The following is an 18725-nucleotide window of genomic DNA, read 5'->3' on the forward strand; positions in this document are numbered from 1 at the left end:
ATTATACTTTTTACAAAAAGAAACTAATTAAATAGTAGTATCAGAAAATTTATTTTCCCATAAACTCTTTCTCTGGCTAACAAAAAATACTGAGATAAGGACAAACACCACTCCTATCCACTGCACAATAGTGAGTCTTTCATCTAACCAAACACCTCCACTGAGAAGAGCAAATACAGGGGTTAAAAATGCAAGAGTGCTAAATCCAGTAATTTCTTTATTATTAGCAAAGTAGAAAAACAATCCATAAGCTATTGCTCCTCCAAAAATACTTGCAAATGACATAAGTCCCCAATCAAATATTGACCAATCTGGAATAATTGTGAAATTTGATTGTAAGCAGTGCTTAATAATTAAGGGCAAACTCCCTAAAACCATATGCCAACCTGTAACTGCAACTGGATCACTTTTAGTACAAGTGAATCTAATTAAAATTGTTCCTAATGCCATAGCAAGAGAAGCTGCAAGCATCCAAAGTTCTCCAAAGTTAAAAGCAACATCATTTACAGACTTATCAGACATCAACCACCAATTCCCTAAAAATTCTTGTGGAACTCCTAAAAATACTATTCCTCCTAAGCCAAAAAGTAGTCCCAACCATCCTATTGGATTAATTAAATTCCCAAAAATTGCCCTCGCTAAAATAGCTACCAAAAGCGGTTGAGAATCAATTAAGACAGAACCTAGACCTGCTCCAGTCTTTTCAATACCATAAGTTAAAAACAACTGAAAAAAAGTGGCATCAACAATCGTAAAAACAAAAAACCACTTCAAATCACACTTATAAATTTTTAAATCTCTTTTAAACAAATATGTTGTAATTAGAACAAGGACTCCTGCAGGAAGTAATCTCAAAGAAGCCACAAACTCCGGTCCAGCACTAGATACTAGGGGAGTCATCGCCGCCATTGAAGTGCCCCAAAGTGCAAAAGGGAGAATCATTAAAAACCAATTTAGGATTGAATTCATTAGGTCTGCTGATAGTCTTTTTAAAGTAGTTTTATGTATTTACCTTAAAAGAATGATTTGGCCTTTTAGACGAAAGTCAAAAAAAAGAATGGCTCGTATAGTAATTGATGAGCCTATTACAAGTTCAACAAGAGTTTCTTTCCTTAAAGCACTTAAACAAGTTGAGGATAGAGAATTTCCTGCTTTAATCGTGAGAATCGATTCTCCCGGGGGCACTGTTGGTGATAGCCAAGAAATATACTCTGCTATTAAAAGACTAAAAGATAAAGGATGTAAAGTCATTGCTAGTTTTGGGAACATCTCAGCATCAGGAGGTGTTTACATTGGTGTTGCATCTGACAAAATAGTTGCGAATCCAGGCACAATTACAGGGTCTATTGGTGTGATTATAAGAGGAAATAATTTATCTGAATTATTAGATAAGATCGGCATTAAATTTGAGACTGTTAAAAGTGGTGTATTTAAAGATATACTTTCTCCAGATAAACCTCTAAGTGAGGAAGGAAGAGGTCTACTTCAAGGCTTAATAGATGAAAGTTACAAACAATTTACTGAAGCTGTTGCTGAAGGAAGAAATTTACCTGTTGAAGAAGTAAGAAAATTTGCTGATGGAAGAATTTTCACTGGTACTCAAGCGAAAGAATTAGGACTAGTTGATAAGATTGGAGATGAATTTGTTGCTAGGGAACTTGCAGCAGAAATGGTTAATATTGATCCTAAGATTCAGCCCTTGACATTTGGGAAGAAAAAGAAAAAAATACTTGGGCTAATTCCTGGGAGTAGAGTGATTGAGAAAATTATTAAAAATATCTTTTTTGAGTTTGACTCGTCAAATAAAGTACTTTGGTTATACAAACCTTAAATCGATATGTTTGAAAAAATGAAAGATGATTATAAAATTACATTTATTCGTGGAGCTACAACAGCATCTGGGAATTCTATTAAGGAAATAGAAGTTGCCGTAGTGGAATTAATGGATGAATTAATTTCACGAAACAATCTAATTAAGACAAACATACTATCCATTACATTCACAGCAACAAAAGATTTAAATGCATGTTTCCCTGCCTCAGTTGCAAGAAAATTTAATGGACTTGATTCAGTTGCCTTTTTAGACTGCCAACAAATGCACGTATCCAATGATATTAATTTTTGTATAAGAATAATGGCTCAAGTTTTATTGCCACCAAAATACGCAATAAAGCACCCTTATTTAAGAGGCGCTGCAAAATTAAGGACAGATAGATGTTAATCTTAGTGAAATTATTTTTCTGCTTTAAATTTGAATAGCACGAACTCAACCTTTAAATTCCATTCCAGTAATGTTAAAAATCACAAAAAACCATAATTTAAATCTTAAAATTTTAAGATTTTTTATTATCCCTATAATTTTAGTTTTAACTCCTTTTTTTAATAATTTACAAGAGGCTAAATCGGGGTTGGAATTCCAGTGGGATCAAGACGATAGTTTTAGAAGATTGAAGTGGTTTCAAAAACAAAAAAAAAGGCAATTTAAGAATACAATTTATTTTTTCTTGAGGCCATCTGATAGAAAAACTGATCTCTTAAAAATTAATCTAGCAATTCCTAAGACCTTTAAATCCACGTTAAAAAACGAAAAAATTAGTTTTTGTAAAGTAAAAATAGGCGGTTTTGATAGTAATACAAAATGTTTAGAAGACATTCCATCTGATATCGAAATTAATACTGATGAATCAGGCTTACGTTCACTAGATATTTACCCCTACAGTCCAATTTCTTCTGACAAAGACAGTTATGCAATTGTATTAAAAATCTTTAATCCCAAAAGATCAGGTTTATTTCAATTTCATTCATTTGGGCAACCTAAAGGGAAATCATATTCAAGTTATTTAGGAAGCTGGACCGTAGTGATCGATTAAATGATAAATTAAATAAGGATAATTAAAAAAATGACTAAAAGAACTTTTGGCGGAACTTCAAGAAAAAGAAAACGTGTATCTGGTTTTAGAGTAAGAATGCGTTCTCATACAGGTAGAAGAGTTATTAAAAGCAGAAGACAAAAAGGTAGAGAAAGAATAGCTGTATAACTTCAAATATTAATGGCCATACCTAAGGATATGCGTTTAAAAGGTCACAGGACTTTTAATTATATTCACAAAAATTCAATGACATATCATGGGAAATTAATGACATTTAAAGTTGCAAGATCAAATCCAGAAATACTCTTAACCCATAAACTCACAAATACCTCAAACAATTTTAGGGTTGCAATTGCTATTAGCAAAAAAGTTTCAAAAAAAGCTGTAGAAAGAAATAAATTAAGAAGAATTCTGCAAGAGTGGTTATTAACAAATATTCAAAAAATTAATAACCACAAACCTTATTGGTTACTTGTTAACCTTAAATTTGGGGATTTCCGCAATGACAAAAGTAAGCTTTTGGAGGAATTTCAAAACTTAATGTTTAAATCTCGTCTAATCAAATGATTAACATGAATGAAGAAACCTTTTATGAAGGTGGGCCCGCAAAAAGCGATTTAATAATAAATCTTCTTGCAGGTATAACTATTCTTGGGTTGCCATTTACCTTTGCCGCAATTGTTAGAGCATTGTGGTTGAGATATAAAATTACAAACAAAAGAATAACAATAGATGGAGGATGGTTTGGTAAAAACAAAACACAAGTCTCATTAAGTAAAATTGAAGAAATCAGATCTATTCCAAGGGGATTCGGATCATATGGTGATATGGTTCTTATTCTTGATGATGGGTCAAAGGTTGAAATGAAATCATTACCTTTATTCAGAGAAAAGCAAAAATTTATAGAAGAGAATATAAATAAAGGATCACAAATCCCAAATCTCAATGAGGTTGAGGGATTTGCAACTAAATCCTAAACAAATTAATTACAAAAACCTTTTTTTCCTGTAAAATAAAATGTCTAGTAAAATTACACTCTTTTTAATATCGTGATAGGGTTCATTTCTGAAAAACTACTTATCCCGATTCTAGATTTTTTCTATGGCCTAGTACCCAGCTACGGATTGGCGATTGTTGCACTAACAGTAGTAATAAGGATTGCTCTTTTCCCTTTAAGTGCTGGGTCAATTAGAAGTGCAAGAAGAATGAAAATTGCACAACCAGTAATGCAAAAAAAGCAAGCAGAAATAAAATCTAAGTTTTCAGGTGATCCAAAGAAACAGCAAGAAGAATTAGGAAAATTAATGAATGAGTTTGGCAGTCCTCTTGCAGGTTGCCTTCCTTTGATTGTCCAAATGCCCGTGCTATTTGCATTGTTTGCAACCCTTAGAGGATCTCCATTTGCTGATGTTCCTTACAACATAAATCTTAAGGTCGTCCCTCAAGATCAAATTGCTGCTATTGACCCAAAACCCTATAAATCACCAAGACATTCTATTTTTATTACAGAAAAATCACATTTTCCTGTAGTAGCAACTATTCCAAATGGAACAAAATTAGGTACAGAAGATTCAATAAAAATAAATTTGCAAACAACAAATGGAAATAGCTACTCAGAAGTTTTATCCAATTACGAAAATGGATCCAAATTCCTCCCTACTTGGACGGTTTCAAAAGGTTCTGAAAATTTAAAAGTTTCCCAAGACGGTACAGTCACTGCAATTAAACCAGGCGATGCAACAATTGAAGCAAAAATTCCAGGTCTAGCTGCTAAGAGCGGTTTTCTATTTATTAAAGCCCTCGGTCAAGTGGGTTTTTATGTAGATGGGGCTGTTAATTGGGATATCGCTGCATTAGTTGGTGCCTTTGGATTAACTCTACTTCTTTCCCAAGTTTTATCTAGTCAAGGGATGCCTGCGAATCCTCAACAATCAACAGCTAACAAGATTACACCAGTTATGATTACTGGAATGTTCCTGTTCTTCCCATTACCTGCAGGAGTATTACTTTATATGGTTGTTGCCAATATATTTCAAGCATTTCAGACCTTTCTTCTTAATAAAGAAGCTCTTCCTGAGAATCTACAGAAAATTCTGGATCAACAATTATTGGCAAAAGATGAAGTAATAACAACTTCTGCTTCAACTATTTCAGAGAAAAGATTGCCTTTTGAACCTAACAGTAAAAAATAGTCTTATATCTTAAGTAATGAATTCTTGGAGTAGAAATTTAGAGTTACTTATAAAATCAAGAACATCATTAATTTGGATAAGGACTAAAGAAGAGGAAAGATTAGAAAAACTGGTTAAATTTTCTTGTGAAAGACTAAATATAAAAAGATTCATTAGCTGGGATTGTGTTAACGGTTTAAAAGGATTAATAAATGAAGAAGGTAAATTTTCTAATAATCCATTAGGAGTGCTCAATTGGCTTAAAGAACAAAATTCTGAAGTCTCAGCAGTTTTATTATTAAAAGATTTCCACAAATTTTATGATGATCCATCAATTAATAGAACTATTAAAGAACTATCTTCAGCGCTTAAGAAAACTAGTCATAATTTAATTATTAGTTCTCATTTATTTCCATCATCAGAAGAGCTGGATGAATTAATGACAATTGTAAATCTACCTTTACCTGATCAAAAAGAATTGAAAAATCTAATAAAAAAAATTGCTATTAATACCAATTCAAATCTTGAGGAACAAGACTTAAACGAACTTTCTATAGCTTCAAGTGGATTAACGGAAATAAAAGTAAAGCAAGTCACTGCAAAGGCCCTCGCTCAAAGAGGAAAAATAAGTAAAGAAGATATTAAAGATATTCTTGAAGAGAAAAAGCAAGTTATCGCGAGAAGTGAAATTTTAGAATTTTTCGAGGCTAAATCAAGTCAAGATGATATTGGTGGTTTAAATGTCTTAAAAGTTTGGCTCAACCAAAGATACAGGGCCTTTTCTAAAGAAGCTAGAGATTATGGGTTACCTATTCCCAAGGGCGTCTTACTCGTCGGTGCGCAAGGAACAGGGAAATCTCTTACCGCAAAATCAATTTCCAAGAGTTGGTCAATGCCGCTACTCAAGTTAGATGTTGGGAGACTTTTTTCTAGCCTTGTTGGTTCAAGCGAAGCAAGAACTAGAGAAACAATTTCAAGAGCTGAGGCTATGTCTCCGTGTATCTTGTGGATAGACGAAATAGACAAGGGCTTTGGTGGCGATGCTAGAAGCGATGGGGGAACAAGTCAGAGGGTTTTGGCAAGTTTGCTAACTTGGATGGCTGAAAAAGAATCCGCCGTATTTGTCATTGCTACCGCTAATGCTATAGATAAGCTTCCTGCTGAATTATTAAGGAAAGGTAGGTTTGATGAGATATTTTTTCTTGATTTGCCAAATTCCGAAGAAAGATTAAGTATTCTGGATTTGCACCTAAAAAAAAGGAGACCAAGTTACAGTTTTCCTCTATCTACTATCATCGATAGAACAGATGGATTCTCAGGGGCAGAACTTGAACAAGCAGTAATAGAGGGGATGCATATTTCATTTTCTGAAAATAGAGAGCTTATGGAGAAAGATTTAATAAAGGCAGTTTCTGAACTAGTTCCTTTATCAAGAACTGCTAAAGAGCAAATTGAATTTCTAAAAGAATGGTCATCAACAGGACGGGCCCGCTCTGCATCATGAATAAAATTTAATTTCTAAAGTATTCCATAAGTTAGGAATCATTAATTTAGTTAATTTTTAATCAAAAAACCCAAATAATGAATTGAGATTAACTATCTTAATTAATGTAATAAAAAAAAAGAGTGTTAGATCAAAAATTAATAAGAGAAAACCCAACATCTGTTGAAGAGAATTTATCCTTAAGAGGAAAAGTTTATAAGATATCTCATATACACGAATTAACTGTTAAGAAAAAAGAAATTGACATAGAAATATCCAGTCTCCAATCTGAGAGTAAAAAATTAAGCAAATTAATCAGTCAAGTTATTGGAAAGTCCCAAGATAATAATTCACAAGAATTAAATGATTTAAAGAAAAAAGGAAACGAATACAGAATTAAAATTTCTGAACTCGAAGAGAAACAAAGAATATTAAACAAAAAAGTAGATGATGAAATTTATAATTTGCCAAATTTCCCTAGCAAAGATGCACCTATTGGGAAAGATGAAAGTGAAAATTTACAAATTAAAACTTGGGGGGATCCTCTAATAAAAGAGAATATAAAATCACACTGGGAAATCGGAGAAAGTCTTAATATTTTTGACTCTATAAAATCAACAAAAATATCAAAAAGTCGTTTTATCACTCTTATAGGCAATGGTGCCAGATTAGAGAGGGCATTAATTAATTTTATGCTCGATATGCATACTAAGAATGGTTACTTGGAGTTAATGCCGCCAGCTTTAGTAAATTCAGAAAGTCTTACCGGATCTGGTCAATTGCCTAAATTTTCAAATGAAAGTTTCAAGTGTTCCAATGACGATTTATGGCTTTCTCCAACAGCTGAAGTTCCACTAACTGCTTTACATAGAAACGAGCTTATTGATCCCAAGCACTTACCCCTTAAATACGTTGCATATAGCCCATGTTTTAGGAGAGAAGCTGGAAGTTATGGAAGGGATACTAAAGGTTTAATAAGACTTCATCAATTTAATAAGGTTGAACTTTATTGGTTTTGTGATCCAAGTAAATCTTTAGAAGCTCATAAAGAGATTACTACTGATGCAGAAAGCATTTTAAAAAAGCTCAACTTACCCTACAGATTAGTAGATATTTGTACTGGAGACTTAGGCTTTTCTTCTAGTAGAACTTTTGATCTTGAAGTTTGGCTTCCCAGTAGTAAATGTTATAGAGAAATTTCAAGTTGCAGTAATTGCCTTGACTTTCAAGCACGAAGATCATCAATAAGATCAAAAATTGATAAAAAAAATACATATATCCACACCTTAAATGGCAGTGGTCTTGCTATTGGAAGAACAATGGCAGCGATTCTTGAGAATGGCCAACAAACAGATGGTAGCGTTAAGATTCCAGATGCTCTGGTTCCATATTTTGGATCAAATCTATTAAAAACTGCTTAATATAAAAAAATGAATGTTTTAACCTCCATAACAGTACTTGGATTCCTTATATTTTTTCATGAGATGGGACATTTTCTTGCGGCCATTTTACAAGGAATTTATGTTGATGGATTTTCAATTGGCTTTGGGCCCTCAATTATTCAAAAAAAGTTTAGAGATATTACTTATTCATTCAGAGCCTTTCCTCTTGGAGGCTTTGTATCCTTCCCTGATGAAGAACTAAAAAATATTGACCCTAAAGATCCAAATCTTTTAAAAAATAGGCCAATAATTCAAAGAGTTATCGTAATTTCCGCTGGAGTATTTGCCAACTTGATACTTGCTTACTCAATCTTGATTATAAATGTAACTACTGTTGGTATTCCATTTGATCCGGAGCCAGGGATTCTAGTTTTGGCTACTCAACCTGAGAAGGCTGCCTCTCTTGCTGGTTTAGAACCAGGGGATAAAATATTAGAAATCGAAACTAGTACTTTAGGAGTTGGGGATCAAGCCGTTTCCACTTTAGTAAAAGAAATTCAAAATTCATCAGACGAACCAATTTCAATAAAAATTGAAAGGGATGGGAGTTTCAAAGATTTAACTTTGGTACCAAAAAATATTGATGGGAAAGGAACAATAGGTGCTCAATTGCAACCGAATATAAGAAAAGAAACTAAAAAGACAAAAAACGTTTTCGAACTTTTTAAATACACAAATAATGAATTTTCATCACTTTTAGTAAAAACAATTCAAGGTTATAAAGGTTTAATAACAAATTTCTCATCAACAGCTCAACAATTAAGTGGACCGGTAAAAATTGTTGAAATCGGAGCACAATTATCTCAACAAGGTGGAACAGGCATATTATTATTTGCAGCTTTAATTTCTATTAATTTAGCAGTACTTAATTCATTGCCTTTGCCATTGTTAGATGGAGGACAACTTGTTTTTACTATAATTGAAGGTTTAAGAGGGAAACCCGTTCCAGTCAAGGTGCAAATGGTTGTTACTCAGTCCAGTTTTTTTCTTTTAGTTGGACTAAGTGTTCTGCTTATTATCAGAGATACTAGTCAACTATTAATCGTACAAAGATTATTAAACCAATAAAGAAATTTTAAAAACTGTTCGCCAAGCTGTTAATATAGTTAATAGTTTTAAATATTCTGACTAAATGGCTAAAAAGTCCATGATTGCGAGAGAAGTTAAACGCAAAAAACTTGTGAAGAAATATTCTGCAAAAAGAAAAGCATTATTAGATGAATTTAATGCCGCAAAAGATCCTATGGAAAGATTAGAAATTCATAGAAAGATTCAAGGTCTGCCAAGGAACTCTGCACCAAATAGAGTAAGAAATAGATGTTGGGCAACTGGTAAACCTAGAGGAGTATATAGAGATTTTGGTCTTTGCAGGAATCAGTTAAGACAAAGAGCTCATAACGGTGAACTCCCCGGGGTAGTAAAATCAAGTTGGTAGTATGTGATTTCAACTTAAGTACTATATTTCTCAAGAAAAAATAAAACTTTTGGAAAATAAACTCTTTTTTAGGACATTTTTAAAAATTTTTATAGCTTATCTAAATAATTTACTCAATATGTCCCTATTAAATGTAAGAATAAATTATGTATAGATTTATAATTTAAAAAGTGGAAGGACAAAATAAGTCGATCACGTTTGACGGACGAGAGATACGACTAACTACAGGACTATACGCTCCTCAAGCAAGTGGATCAGTAATGATTGAGTGTGGTGATACCTCACTATTAGTTACAGCTACAAAAACTGCCAAAAAAGAACCATCAGACTTTCTCCCTCTGATATGCGACTATGAAGAAAAACTTTTTGCTGCAGGGAGAATTCCTGGTGGTTTTATGAGGAGAGAAGGTCGCCCACCAGAAAGAGCGACTTTAATTGCAAGATTAATTGATAGGCCAATGAGGCCACTTTTCCCCACATGGATGGGGGATGAGATTCAAATAGTCGCATCATGCCTTTCTCTAGATGAAAGAGTTCCAGCAGATGTTTTGGCTGTTACCGGGGCTTCAATAGCAACTTTAGTTGGAGAGATTCCATTTTATGGGCCAATGGCTGCTGTAAGAGTTGGGCTGATAGGCGATGATTTCATCTTAAATCCTAGTTATAGAGAGATTGAAAAGGGAGATTTAGACATTGTTGTTGCAGGATCACCAGACGGTATCGTCATGATTGAAGCAGGTGCAAATCAATTGTCAGAGCAAGATACAATCGAAGCTATAGATTTCGGATATGAGGCTGTTACTGAACTTATTAAATCGCAAGAAGATTTACTACAAGATTTAGGAATAAAACAGATTAAGCCATCTGAACCTGAAGAAGATAAAACATTACCCTCTTATTTAGAGAAAAATTGTACAAAACCTATTGAGTTAGTTTTAAAGAAATTTGACCTTTCAAAGGAAGAAAGAGATCTTGAACTCGAAAAAATTAAAACTGAAACTCAAAGCAAAATTGATTCACTTAAAGATGACAATCAAGTAAAAGTTCTAACCTCAGAAAATGAAAAATTGCTTCATTCCGACTTTAAAAAATTAACAAAAAAATTAATGAGGTCGCAAATCATAAATGATGGGAAAAGAGTTGATGGAAGGGATCTCGATGAAGTTAGAAAAATATCAGCCTCTGCAGGAATTCTTCCAAAAAGAGTTCATGGCTCTGCACTTTTTCAAAGAGGCCTAACTCAAGTCTTATCTACTACTACTCTTGGCACGCCAAGCGATGCGCAAGAGATGGATGATTTAAATCCAAGTACTGAAAAAACATATTTGCATCACTATAATTTTCCTCCTTATTCAGTGGGAGAAACAAGACCAATGAGAACTCCAGGCAGAAGAGAAATTGGTCATGGAGCATTAGCTGAAAGAGCAATAATACCTGTGCTGCCTGGTAAAGAAACATTTCCTTATGTTTTAAGGGTAGTAAGTGAAGTTTTAAGTTCTAACGGATCAACCTCAATGGGTTCTGTATGCGGCAGCACTCTTTCGTTACTAGATGCAGGAGTCCCTTTAAAGGCTCCTGTAAGTGGGACTGCTATGGGCTTAATCAAGGAAGGTAAAGAAGTCCGAATTCTCACAGATATTCAAGGAATTGAAGACTTTCTTGGAGACATGGACTTTAAAGTTGCAGGTACTGACAAGGGTATAACCGCTTTACAAATGGATATGAAAATTACAGGCTTACCAGTATCTATTATTTCTGATGCAATTAAAAAAGCTCGTCCTGCAAGAATACATATTTTAGAAAAGATGCAAGGGGCAATAGATAAGCCTCAAGAATCTCTTTCTCCTCATGCCCCCCGACTTTTAAGCTTTAGAATTGACCCTGAGCTTATAGGAACAGTTATTGGACCCGGCGGTAGAACTATCAAAGGAATCACTGAAAGAACAAATACAAAAATAGATATAGAAGATGGTGGCATTGTAACTATTGCTTCTCATGATGGAGCTGCGGCAGAGGAAGCTCAAAAGATAATAGAAGGATTAACACGAAAGGTTCATGAAGGTGAGATTTTCTCCGGAGTCGTAACACGAATAATACCAATAGGTGCTTTTGTAGAAATATTGCCAGGCAAAGAAGGGATGGTTCACATTTCTCAATTATCTGAAGCAAGGGTGGAGAGAGTCGAAGATGTAGTAAGGCAAGGTGATGAAGTAACCGTAAGAGTTAGAGAGATTGATAGTAGAGGGAGAATTAATCTTACTTTGAGAGGAGTAGGCCAAAATAATGGAATGTCTTATCCAGAACCAACTCCTACTCCAGTTGCTCCGCTTAATTAAAACTAAAGAGGATAGATTCCATAATCCTCAATAATTTTCTTTATTTCTAAGCAAATATTTCCGTGAGTTTTCTTGTCATTTGTAGCAATTATAATTCCTCCTTGCTCGAAACTACTTTTCCCGTAGGATAGTTCTTGATTATCTAAATTTGTAATTGCCCCACCAGCTGCTTTCAGGATAGTTTCTGGCGCAGCAAAATCCCAATCTTTTGGTGAGCTTTTACCCGGTAAGCTAAGACAAATATAAATATCACTGTCCCCTCTGACTATAGATGCAATTTTGCAGCCAATGCTTCCCATAATTTCTACTTTGCGAAAATTGATTTTTTGAATTAAATTTCTCAAAATCTCATTTCCATGATTTTTACTTGTTACTACAGTCATCTCTTGAAGATTTTTTTTATTTGAGAGACTTAGTTTATATTTTTTACCATCTCTTTTTTCACACCATGTTTTTTTTCCATCTGTAATCCATAATTGATTTTTATCTGGAATCAGAACAAACCCGATATATGGTTTTTGTTTAAAGTTCAATGCCAAATGCATTGCATAGTTACCTGTTCCCTGGATGAAATCCTTCGTTCCATCGAGAGGATCAAGAACCCAGATCCAGTCAGTCTTATTATCAAAAATTTCTGAAGAATTTTTTACATTTTCTTCGCTCAAAATATCCCAGTTAATATTTTTATATTTTTCATTTATTCTTTCAATAATTAATTCATTAACTTTTAAATCAGCCAAAGTAACAGGATCGTCTTCATTATTATTTTTGACTATATTTCTTTTATCATCTGAATTTTCTAACAATCTAGAGTAATAAAGCAAAACATCTGCTGCTTGCCAGCTGAAAATTCTTATATCATCGATAAGATTATTAATATCAACACCAGACGGTAATTCAATCATTAAATGAATAATAATTCCTCATTATCCCATAGAAAGGAGGAACCGGAAAACGGTATTTTATATATAGTCGGCACTCCAATTGGGAATCTAAATGATATCTCCCAAAGAGCACTAAATATTCTACAGAATGTTTCTTTTATTGCTTGTGAGGATACAAGACAAACAAAAAAGATAATGAATAAGTTCAATATTTCAAATAAACTTATAAGTTTTAATAAACATAATTCTTTAATAAAAATTCCAAAAATAGTAAAAGATCTTAAGGATGGGAAATCAATTGCCATTGTAAGTGACGCTGGCATGCCAGGGATTTGCGATCCGGGAGAAGAAATTGCAAGGAGCGTAAAATATGAGGGGATTGATATGATTTGCGTTCCTGGAGCATGTGCTGCAATAACAGCGCTGGTTTCAAGCGGACTTCCCTCCTCAAGATTTGTATTTGAAGGCTTTCTTCCGAAAAAGAAAATTGATAGAGAAAAAATTCTTTTAGAGATAAGTAAAAATGAAAAAACAACCATAATTTATGAATCACCTAAGAGACTTAGTAAATTATTAGATGAATTACTTAAATTCTGTGGAGGAGATCGAGAAATTATGGTAGCCAGAGAATTAACAAAGAAATTTGAAGAACATGTTGGTCATGATATTAATAACGTTATTGAATTTTTCAGAGATAAGGATATTATCGGTGAAATAACAATAGTTATAAAAGGTATAAGAAAAACAGATTTCAATCCTAATAAATCAACTATAAAGAAAGATCTCAATGATTTAATAGATGCCGGCCTAAGTTTGTCAGCAGCATCAAAGTACTTAGCGAAGAAAAATAGTTTAAAGAAAAGCGAAGTTTATAATTTGATTTAAAATTAAATTAAAGTATTAATCTATATGAGCTTATTTATTAAAAAATTTTTATACTCAGCAATTTTCAATTCTTGTTTATTTGTGCTTCTATTTATTGGGATACAAAATAGTTCAAATAAAAGCAAAGTAAACTTTTTAATTAACGAAACTGTTGAACTCCCAATAAGTTTTTTAATTGGGTCTAGTTTTATATTAGGTTCTATTTTAGGAAGCTTTATTGATTTAAATATAAATAATAAATAAAAACAGCTCAAAGAGCTATTAGATTTTCAGCGCAAACTATTCTTGAAATGCCTTTAGAAATAAGAACAGGTGATACGATTCTAAATACATCAGTATTTGGTACTTTAAGTACCTTTTGCTCTTTATTACAAGATCTTTTTGCAAGATTTATATCAAAAAATATTTCTATCGTTTTTCTACTCAAATCATCTTGAGGTAAAAATTGCCATTCTGGAAAATCTTTTAATAATTTAATCACTAACTCAATTTTCTTATCCACTACCATATAAACAATTTTAGGGAAATCTACCTCTGATAAAGGAACTGAAGACAGTTCTTTTCGAGATGAATTATCTATCTCGTAATCTAAAGGAGCAATTTCAAAAAATGAATCAATTGGCGCAAAATTTGAAGTAGTTATATTTTCATTAAAAACTTTTGGATCATTTGCATCATTTCTAAAATTTTCATGAGCAGAACATTTTTTAACTAAATTATTTGTTTGATTTTTATTGGTTTTAGATTTTTCCTTCAATAATTTACTTTTGGTGAACAACTCATGAAATTTTAATTCTCCAAGTTTTTTTTTCAAATTCCTTGTAATTGTTGAGATTGTGCAGGCATATTTTTTTGACAAAAGATCAATAGAAGTACCTGATTCAAACCTTTTTACTATTTCTTCTTTTTGTTTTTCAGTAAGTCTTCTTGCCAAGGTTAAAAGTACAACAATAATTAATCTTATGCGATTTTTATTCAATTCGAACAAAACAAAATATTTTTACTGAAAATCTTAAAAAGAATTTATTTAGTTTGTTTAGGCTTATGGTGTCAGATATAATAATAAGATGCTTCCTTAGCTCAGCTGGATAGAGCAACTGCCTTCTAAGCAGTGGGCCGCAGGTTCGAATCCTGCAGGAAGCGTATAGTAAATTATATATAAACAAATTGATTTTATTTCTATATTCATATGATGATTCAAAATAAAATCCCTAAATTTAAGATTAATTTTCATAACTAAAAGTAATGAAAATAGAAAAGCCTCTTTTTAAATTTTTTTATATTGGCATTTTTTTATTACCTTCAGCTCCTAGCATTGGATCTATTTTTCTTTTTTTATGTCTCATTTGCTCATTAATAAATAACTTTTTAGAATTAATCAAAGATAGATGGAATATTACTTTTTTTATATCTATTTTTTTGTTTCCAATAATTTGCTTAATACAGAGTAGTAGATTTTTCTACAAATTTAATAATTTTGATAAGTCACTTACATGGATTGGTTTAAATAATTGGATTCCTTTAATTTTATGTTTCATCGCCTTTCAAAAATTTGTTAATAGCAAATCAGATAGGGAAATTATTGGAAAGCTTTTAATAGCTGGTAGTTTTCCCCTCATAATTTCAGGAATTGGTCAATATTGGTTTAATTGGTATGGACCATTCGAATTTTTAAATGGATTTATTATTTGGTTTCAAAGACCTATGCAAACCGAAACTGGATTAACTAGTTTATTTAGCAACCAAAATTATGCGGGATCTTGGTTTTGTATAGTTTGGCCATTTTGTCTATCCTTTTTTATTCAATCATTCAGAAATAATTTACATAGATTTATATCACTAGGATTTTTGATTTCCATTTCAACATGTCTGATATTAACAACTTCCAGAAATGCATGGGGAGGATTATTGTTATTGATTACTTTATTAAGAGGAGCCTCCCTTTTTTGGCCAATATTTATAGGTATAACTATTACAATAATTAGTGTTTTTCTACTAAATATTCTAATCCCACTAGATATACAAACGACTATAAGTAACCTATTTCCTTCTTGGATTAATCAAGAATTCACTTCAACTCATTTTCAATTTAGAGAGTCAAGGCCTGAAATATGGTGGGAAGCCATAAAACTAATATTCAAAAATCCCCTATTAGGTTTGGGAGCTGGTGCATTTCCTATTATCTATCAATCCTTAAAGAATGCTTATGCAGGACATACACATAATTTAGTATTCGAATTAGCTTTAAGTTATGGTATCCCAATCACATTAATAGTTTTTGTACCAATATTTCTAATTTGTTTTTTTTCCTTTAAAGAAATTTATATCAAGAAAACAAATAATATTGATATAAATGAAAGAGCATGGTTCGCTTCATTTTTTACACTATTATGCACTCAACAAGTTGATGTACAGTACTTTGATCTAAGAATAAGTATAATTTTCTGGGTTTTACTAGCAGGGCTTAAAACACGTATAAGCCCCCAAATAATTTAACAATAATTTGAATTCCCAATTGACCAATAATTAATATCTAAATCCTTTAATTCTTCATAATTAGTAATTGATCTAGTATCAAATAACCAAGCAGGCTTTCTCATGACTTTTACTAATTTATGCCAAGACAATGATTTATAAACTTTCCACTCAGTTATAATCACAACCGCATCAACCCCCATGGCTGCCTCATATATATCTTTATGATATCTCCACTTACCTTGTCCACTTCCATTTTTAAATACATTCTCCTCAATTCCAAGATCTAGTGCAATAATATCAGGGTCAACTTGTGGGTCTGAGATTATTATTTCGGCTCCATTTTCGAGAAGGTCTTTAACTATTTTGATAGCGGGAGATTCCCTTGTGTCATTAGTATTAGCTTTATAAGAAAAGCCCAGAATTAATATTTTCTTAAGGGCAACAGTATCAAACAATTTCTCGACTATCAATTTAGAAATTCTTTTTGTATGCCATTCATTAAACTTAACTACCTGTTCCCAGTATTCTGCAACTTCATTCAGGCCAAAATATCTACATAAATATACCAGGTTTAATATATCTTTTTTAAAACAACTTCCTCCAAATCCAGGTCCTGCAGAAAGAAATTTAAAACCTATCCTACTATCAAATCCTATTGCATTGGACACTTCATTAACTTCTGCACCTGTAGCCTCGCATATTGCAGATATCGAATTAATTGAGCTTATTCTTTGAGCTAAAAAAGCATTGGCAGCAAGCTTAGATAATTCACTACTCCAAAGATTTGTTGTAATAATTTTATCTTCAGGAACCCATTTTTCATAAATGTTTTTTAAGGCATTAATAGAATCCTCCTCATCTCCCCCAATTAAAACTCTATCTGGGTTATTTAAATCTTCTATAGCCGTACCTTCGGCTAAAAACTCTGGATTAGAAAGGATAGAAAAAGATTTCTCGGTTTTATTTTCGAACTCTTCATCGAAAGAACTAATTAGAATTTGTTTAATTACTTTTGCGGTACGAACTGGAAGCGTACTTTTTTCTATTACAATTGTATGTCCAACAGCATTTTGAGCAACCTGCCTTGCAGAAGCTTCGACCCATTTTAAATCACTAGCATAACCTGCTCCAAATCCTGATGTTTTTGTGGGAGTATTAACAGAGATAAAAATCATATCAGCATTCTTAATTGAGTTTTTTAAGTCAATAGTAAAAAATAAATTTCGATTTCTAACTCTTTTGATTATTTCCTTGAGACCAGGCTCATATACAGGCAAATTATCAAAATCGGAGGAATTCCATTTTGATATTCTTTCTTCATTAATATCTACAACAGTTATATTTAGATAATTACAGTTGTCGGCTATCACAGCCATAGTTGGCCCACCAACATAACCTGCACCTATACAACAAATATTTTTTACCTTTTTTTTTAACATTGCATTATCAAGCTTATTAAATCTAAATCATTATATAACAGGTTTAGTTTGTTAATAAAAAAATAATTAATTTAATTTTTATGTCTTGACTTATTAGGATAACCATTAAGAATCTAAAATTTTAAATACTGTATTAGTTGAAATAGAATTATCGTATTTTTGCCTTAAATTGTTGAATATATTTTTATTAATATCAAGATATTGATAGTAATTTTCACAAATTTTTTTTATTATCCTACTTACTCCATATGGTTCATAGTCCATAGTTAATTCTCCTGCAACTCCGTCAATAAACAAAGATGATATACCTCTATTGTGAACTGCCGCAATTGGAATACCAAGGAACCCTGCTTCTAATGCGACTCTTGATAGACCCTCACCATAAATAGTTGGCAGAACAACAACTTTAGATTGTGCATAATAAGAAATTGGATCGTTTAAATATGGCTTTATATCAAAATTATTTTTTATTAAAAAAGTCTTTAATTCAATATCAATTTTCTCAATATCTGAAATTGGAGAAACTATTCTAAACTTTAAATCTTTAAATTTTTTATCGTCAAGTAAAAATAAAGCTGCAGAAATAAATCTAAAGAACCCTTTATCCTCTGAAATTCTTCCAATAAAAGTAATAAACATTTCATCAATTTTTAATGTTTTATCTTTATTAAACAGATTTAACTTTTCTCTTTTTTGAATTAAATTATCAGGATTATATTTAGTTGAATCTACACCAGTACCAGGAATAATATTGAGCTTTTTAATAGGAGCAATTTTGTTTTCTAGTAAATAAGCAAAATCAACATAATTAAGTACAAATATAGCTTTATACTTTTTTTCAAAAATAAATTTATATATCCGTTTCACTATTAATTTCACTATCCGCATATAGATCTTTCTAGAAGAAAAGACCCTTCCTAAACCTTCCAAAGTTGCATATTTTTCTACTTTATTAAAAGGATAAAAAGAAGATAAAATAATTGGACCTATAGTAAAACTTAATAATTTAACATTCTTACTTATAAATTTCTTTCTATTTAAAAGACTTCTAATATAAAGAGATAAAAATAGTGAGTAATTATAGCAAGTTATTTTGTGGGATTTAAAAAACTCTTTAGATAATGATGGACCTTCTCTTAAAAATAAAACCTTTACATTATATTTTTCTTGTATTAATTTTTCTATTAATGATTCTTTGAATTTTGATATAAACCATAGTGTATTTGCAAATAAAATAATATCTTCCTTATTATCTAAGCTCACTTTTCAGAATATTTTTAATATTAATAATAATAGTATTTA

At 31.8% G+C, this 18725-nt stretch carries 19 protein-coding genes and 1 tRNA gene; 15 read left to right on the plus strand and 5 right to left on the minus strand.

Features of this window, described 5'->3' with window-relative positions; all coding sequences use genetic code 11:
* Window positions 1-27 precede the first annotated feature (27 nt).
* A complete protein-coding gene (locus A9601_RS15575; protein WP_011818794.1) occupies window positions 28-969 on the minus strand; it encodes a DMT family transporter in 942 nt (313 codons plus the stop codon).
* 52 nt (window positions 970-1021) lie between these two features.
* On the opposite strand from A9601_RS15575, the gene sppA reads away from it, so the two are divergent.
* From sppA to A9601_RS15635, 12 genes are all read left to right on the plus strand, one after another.
* Window positions 1022-1831, plus strand: a complete 810-nt coding sequence (gene sppA / locus A9601_RS15580; RefSeq protein WP_011818795.1) for a signal peptide peptidase SppA — start codon at window positions 1022-1024, stop codon at window positions 1829-1831.
* A gap of 6 nt (window positions 1832-1837) precedes the next feature.
* Window positions 1838-2221, plus strand: a complete 384-nt coding sequence (gene aroH / locus A9601_RS15585) for a chorismate mutase (RefSeq protein WP_011818796.1) — start codon at window positions 1838-1840, stop codon at window positions 2219-2221.
* A gap of 187 nt (window positions 2222-2408) precedes the next feature.
* Entirely contained in the window at window positions 2409-2870 is a 462-nt protein-coding gene (locus A9601_RS15590) for a DUF2808 domain-containing protein (protein WP_225866247.1), read from the plus strand.
* Window positions 2871-2900: 30 nt separating this feature from the next.
* A complete protein-coding gene (gene rpmH / locus A9601_RS15595; protein ID WP_002808184.1) occupies window positions 2901-3038 on the plus strand; it encodes a 50S ribosomal protein L34 in 138 nt (45 codons plus the stop codon).
* Between the two features lie 12 nt (window positions 3039-3050).
* Window positions 3051-3437 carry a ribonuclease P protein component gene (gene rnpA, locus A9601_RS15600; protein ID WP_011818798.1) on the plus strand — a complete coding sequence of 129 codons (387 nt, stop codon included), beginning with the start codon at window positions 3051-3053 and terminating at the stop codon, window positions 3435-3437.
* Entirely contained in the window at window positions 3434-3847 is a 414-nt protein-coding gene (locus tag A9601_RS15605; RefSeq protein ID WP_011818799.1) for a PH domain-containing protein, read from the plus strand. The genes rnpA and A9601_RS15605 overlap by 4 nt, the downstream gene beginning before the upstream one ends.
* 72 nt (window positions 3848-3919) lie before the next feature.
* A complete protein-coding gene (yidC, locus tag A9601_RS15610; protein ID WP_011818800.1) occupies window positions 3920-5062 on the plus strand; it encodes a membrane protein insertase YidC in 1143 nt (380 codons plus the stop codon).
* 16 nt (window positions 5063-5078) lie between these two features.
* Window positions 5079-6545: an AAA family ATPase gene (locus tag A9601_RS15615; RefSeq protein WP_011818801.1), complete on the plus strand. Its 1467-nt coding sequence runs from the start codon at window positions 5079-5081 to the stop codon at window positions 6543-6545.
* A 122-nt stretch (window positions 6546-6667) separates the two neighbouring features.
* Window positions 6668-7945, plus strand: coding sequence for a serine--tRNA ligase (serS, locus tag A9601_RS15620; RefSeq protein WP_011818802.1), 1278 nt, complete (start codon window positions 6668-6670; stop codon window positions 7943-7945).
* Between the two features lie 9 nt (window positions 7946-7954).
* Window positions 7955-9034 (plus strand): RIP metalloprotease RseP, encoded by a 1080-nt coding sequence (gene rseP / locus A9601_RS15625; protein WP_011818803.1) that lies wholly within the window; start codon window positions 7955-7957, stop codon window positions 9032-9034.
* 64 nt (window positions 9035-9098) lie between these two features.
* Window positions 9099-9401 (plus strand): 30S ribosomal protein S14, encoded by a 303-nt coding sequence (rpsN, locus tag A9601_RS15630; RefSeq protein WP_011818804.1) that lies wholly within the window; start codon window positions 9099-9101, stop codon window positions 9399-9401.
* Between the two features lie 170 nt (window positions 9402-9571).
* Window positions 9572-11737 (plus strand): polyribonucleotide nucleotidyltransferase, encoded by a 2166-nt coding sequence (locus A9601_RS15635; RefSeq protein WP_011818805.1) that lies wholly within the window; start codon window positions 9572-9574, stop codon window positions 11735-11737.
* A gap of 2 nt (window positions 11738-11739) precedes the next feature.
* Here the strand turns inward: A9601_RS15635 and A9601_RS15640 are convergent, their stop codons facing one another.
* Window positions 11740-12642, minus strand: a complete 903-nt coding sequence (locus tag A9601_RS15640) for a 3'(2'),5'-bisphosphate nucleotidase CysQ (protein WP_011818806.1) — start codon at window positions 12640-12642, stop codon at window positions 11740-11742.
* Between the two features lie 3 nt (window positions 12643-12645).
* On the opposite strand from A9601_RS15640, the gene rsmI reads away from it, so the two are divergent.
* On the plus strand, window positions 12646-13506 hold the full coding sequence (gene rsmI / locus A9601_RS15645) for a 16S rRNA (cytidine(1402)-2'-O)-methyltransferase (protein WP_011818807.1): 861 nt from the start codon (window positions 12646-12648) through the stop codon (window positions 13504-13506).
* Between the two features lie 250 nt (window positions 13507-13756).
* On the opposite strand, the gene A9601_RS15655 is transcribed toward rsmI, so the two are convergent.
* Window positions 13757-14494 carry a hypothetical protein gene (locus A9601_RS15655; RefSeq protein ID WP_011818809.1) on the minus strand — a complete coding sequence of 246 codons (738 nt, stop codon included), beginning with the start codon at window positions 14492-14494 and terminating at the stop codon, window positions 13757-13759.
* An 81-nt stretch (window positions 14495-14575) separates the two neighbouring features.
* Here A9601_RS15655 and A9601_RS15660 point away from each other — a divergent pair.
* Together A9601_RS15660 and A9601_RS15665 are read left to right on the plus strand one after the other, a co-directional pair.
* A tRNA-Arg gene (locus A9601_RS15660) sits at window positions 14576-14649 on the plus strand.
* 102 nt (window positions 14650-14751) lie between these two features.
* Window positions 14752-16002, plus strand: coding sequence for an O-antigen ligase family protein (locus A9601_RS15665; RefSeq protein WP_011818810.1), 1251 nt, complete (start codon window positions 14752-14754; stop codon window positions 16000-16002).
* Here A9601_RS15665 and A9601_RS15670 read toward each other — a convergent pair.
* Both A9601_RS15670 and A9601_RS15675 read right to left on the minus strand, forming a co-directional pair.
* The gene (locus A9601_RS15670) at window positions 15999-17423 is read right to left on the minus strand and encodes a nucleotide sugar dehydrogenase (RefSeq protein ID WP_011818811.1); all 1425 of its coding nucleotides are present in this window, start codon (window positions 17421-17423) and stop codon (window positions 15999-16001) included. The two genes, A9601_RS15665 and A9601_RS15670, sit on opposite strands and share 4 nt — an antisense overlap.
* A gap of 105 nt (window positions 17424-17528) precedes the next feature.
* Complete coding sequence (locus A9601_RS15675; RefSeq protein ID WP_041484554.1) at window positions 17529-18686, minus strand: glycosyltransferase; 1158 nt, start codon at window positions 18684-18686, stop codon at window positions 17529-17531.
* Window positions 18687-18725 lie beyond the last annotated feature (39 nt).

The sequence above is a fragment of the Prochlorococcus marinus str. AS9601 genome (assembly GCF_000015645.1).
GTDB classification, from domain to species: Bacteria; Cyanobacteriota; Cyanobacteriia; order PCC-6307; family Cyanobiaceae; genus Prochlorococcus_A; species Prochlorococcus_A marinus_O.

Coding starts and splice junctions, on each gene's coding strand:
- A9601_RS15575 (WP_011818794.1), bottom strand. CDS start 969: ATGAATTCAATCCTAAATTGGTTTTTAATGATTCTCCCTTTTGCACTT.
- sppA (WP_011818795.1), top strand. CDS start 1,022: ATGATTTGGCCTTTTAGACGAAAGTCAAAAAAAAGAATGGCTCGTATA.
- aroH (WP_011818796.1), top strand. CDS start 1,838: ATGTTTGAAAAAATGAAAGATGATTATAAAATTACATTTATTCGTGGA.
- rpmH (WP_002808184.1), top strand. CDS start 2,901: ATGACTAAAAGAACTTTTGGCGGAACTTCAAGAAAAAGAAAACGTGTA.
- rnpA (WP_011818798.1), top strand. CDS start 3,051: ATGGCCATACCTAAGGATATGCGTTTAAAAGGTCACAGGACTTTTAAT.
- A9601_RS15605 (WP_011818799.1), top strand. CDS start 3,434: ATGATTAACATGAATGAAGAAACCTTTTATGAAGGTGGGCCCGCAAAA.
- A9601_RS15615 (WP_011818801.1), top strand. CDS start 5,079: ATGAATTCTTGGAGTAGAAATTTAGAGTTACTTATAAAATCAAGAACA.
- rseP (WP_011818803.1), top strand. CDS start 7,955: ATGAATGTTTTAACCTCCATAACAGTACTTGGATTCCTTATATTTTTT.
- rpsN (WP_011818804.1), top strand. CDS start 9,099: ATGGCTAAAAAGTCCATGATTGCGAGAGAAGTTAAACGCAAAAAACTT.
- A9601_RS15640 (WP_011818806.1), bottom strand. CDS start 12,642: ATGATTGAATTACCGTCTGGTGTTGATATTAATAATCTTATCGATGAT.
- rsmI (WP_011818807.1), top strand. CDS start 12,646: ATGAATAATAATTCCTCATTATCCCATAGAAAGGAGGAACCGGAAAAC.
- A9601_RS15665 (WP_011818810.1), top strand. CDS start 14,752: ATGAAAATAGAAAAGCCTCTTTTTAAATTTTTTTATATTGGCATTTTT.
- A9601_RS15670 (WP_011818811.1), bottom strand. CDS start 17,423: ATGTTAAAAAAAAAGGTAAAAAATATTTGTTGTATAGGTGCAGGTTAT.